Here is a 1934-nt window from a genome sequence, read left to right on the forward strand (position 1 = left end):
ATGATGGCCTTCCCGGCACTGCTTCTCGCCATCTGCCTGGCGGCGGTGTTCGAGCCGAGCCTTTGGATCGTTGCCATGGTGATCGCGCTGGTCAACTGGGTGCAGACCGCGCGCGTCATCTACACCGAAACCTCGTCGCTGTCGGAGCGCGAGTTCATCGATGCCGAGCGCACGATAGGGGCGAGCGCGCCGCGCATCCTGTTGCGCCATATCCTGCCGCATCTGCTGCCGACCATCATCGTCTGGGGCACGCTCGGCATCTCGACCACGGTGCTGCTCGAAGCCACGCTCAGCTATCTCGGCATCGGCGTGCAGCCGCCGACGGCCTCCTGGGGCAACATCATCTTCGAGAACCAGACCTATTTCCAGGCGGCGCCCTGGCTGGTGTTCTTCCCCGGCGCCGCGATCCTGGCGCTTGCGCTTGCCTTCAACCTGATCGGCGACGCGCTGCGCGACATCCTCGACCCGACGCAGAGGGGGCGGGCATGATCGCCTATCTCGGCCGACGTCTCATCCAGTCGCTGCTCATCCTGCTCGGCGTCTCGCTGATCACCTTCGCGCTGCTCTATCTGCTGCCGGCTGATCCAGTGCGCCAGATCGCCGGCCGCAGCGCGACGCCCGACACGGTTGAAAACATCCGCAGGCAGCTCGGCCTCGACCAGCCCTTCATCGTCCAGTACTGGCACTATCTCACAAGGCTGCTCAGCGGCGATCTCGGCCGCTCCTACATCCAGCGCTCGGAAGTCACCGAGCTCATCGTCTCGCGGCTGCCGGCGAGCCTGCTTCTGATGGTCGGCGCCATCCTGTGCGAGCTCGCGATCGGCCTTACCATGGGCCTGATCGCCGCCGTCAAGCGCGGCACCTCCACCGATCAGACCTTGATGGTCGCCTCCTTCGTCGGCGTCTCGGCGCCGCAATTCGTCGTCGGCCTGCTCCTGCTCTATGTCTTCGCCGTCCGGCTCGGCTGGTTCCCGATCGGCGGCTACGGCAGTTGGCGGCATCTTGTGCTGCCCTCGCTGACCATGGGCATACTCGGCGCCGGCTGGTATGCGCGCATGATGCGCTCGTCGATGATCGACGTTCTGCGCCAGGACTATATGCGCACCGCCCGCGCCAAGGGCCTGGCGCGCGGCGCCATCCTGTTCCGCCATGCGCTGCCCAACGCCATCCTGCCGGTGGTCGCCATGATCGGCATCGACATCGGCGTCTTCATGGGCGGCATCGTGGTGGTCGAAAGCGTCTTCGGCTGGCCCGGCATCGGCCAGCTCGCCTGGCAGGCCATCCAGCGCGTCGACATCCCGATCATCATGGGCGTCACCCTGGTCTCGGCCTTCGCCATCGTGCTCGGCAACCTGCTGGCCGACATCATCGCGCCCTTCATCGACCCCCGAATTAAACTCAGATGAACAAGGCAACAACCAGAGAAAGGGAACAGTGACATGAGACGATTTCTGGCATCCACCGTGGCGGCCTCGGCGCTTGCGCTGATGCTCGGCATGGCAAGCGCGCGCGCCGACGACGCGGTCGACCCTAACGCCAAGCAGGGCGGCGCCATCACCATCACCTACAAGGACGATGTCGCGACGCTCGATCCGGCGATCGGCTACGACTGGCAGAACTGGTCGATGATCAAGAGCTTGTTCGATGGCCTCATGGACTATGAGCCCGGCACCACCAAGCTGAAGCCCGACCTTGCCGAAAGCTACGAGATCTCGCCGGACGGCAAGACCTTCACCTTCAAGCTACGCCACGGCGTGAAGTTCCACAATGGCCGGGAGATGACGGCCGACGACGTCAAATACTCGCTCGACCGCGTCACCAATCCGAAGACGCAGAGCCCGGGCGCCGGCTTCTTCGGCTCGATCAAAGGCTATGACGAGGTCGCCGCCGGCAAAGCGAACAGCCTCTCCGGCGTCACCGCGGTCGATCCCTAT

At 64.8% G+C, this 1934-nt stretch carries 3 protein-coding genes; all 3 read left to right on the forward strand.

The features are described from left to right. A partial coding sequence (locus EOA60_RS30885) for an ABC transporter permease (protein WP_164899685.1) occupies positions 1 to 489 on the forward strand: 489 nt, incomplete at its 5' end. Next, positions 486 to 1406, forward strand: a complete 921-nt coding sequence (locus tag EOA60_RS30890) for an ABC transporter permease (protein WP_066998214.1) — start codon at positions 486 to 488, stop codon at positions 1404 to 1406. The genes EOA60_RS30885 and EOA60_RS30890, both read left to right, overlap by 4 nt. Positions 1407 to 1439: 33 nt before the next feature. Next, positions 1440 to 1934, forward strand: a 495-nt coding sequence (locus tag EOA60_RS30895; protein WP_245502652.1) for an ABC transporter substrate-binding protein, incomplete at its 3' end; no start/stop codon positions are given.

Origin of the sequence: Mesorhizobium sp. M1A.F.Ca.IN.020.06.1.1 (assembly GCF_004023265.1) — a bacterium.
GTDB lineage: Bacteria > Pseudomonadota > Alphaproteobacteria > Rhizobiales > Rhizobiaceae > Mesorhizobium.

Bases quoted from the DNA above. Each gene is read 5' to 3' on its own strand.
- EOA60_RS30890 (WP_066998214.1), top strand. From the start codon at position 486: ATGATCGCCTATCTCGGCCGACGTCTCATCCAGTCGCTGCTCATCCTG.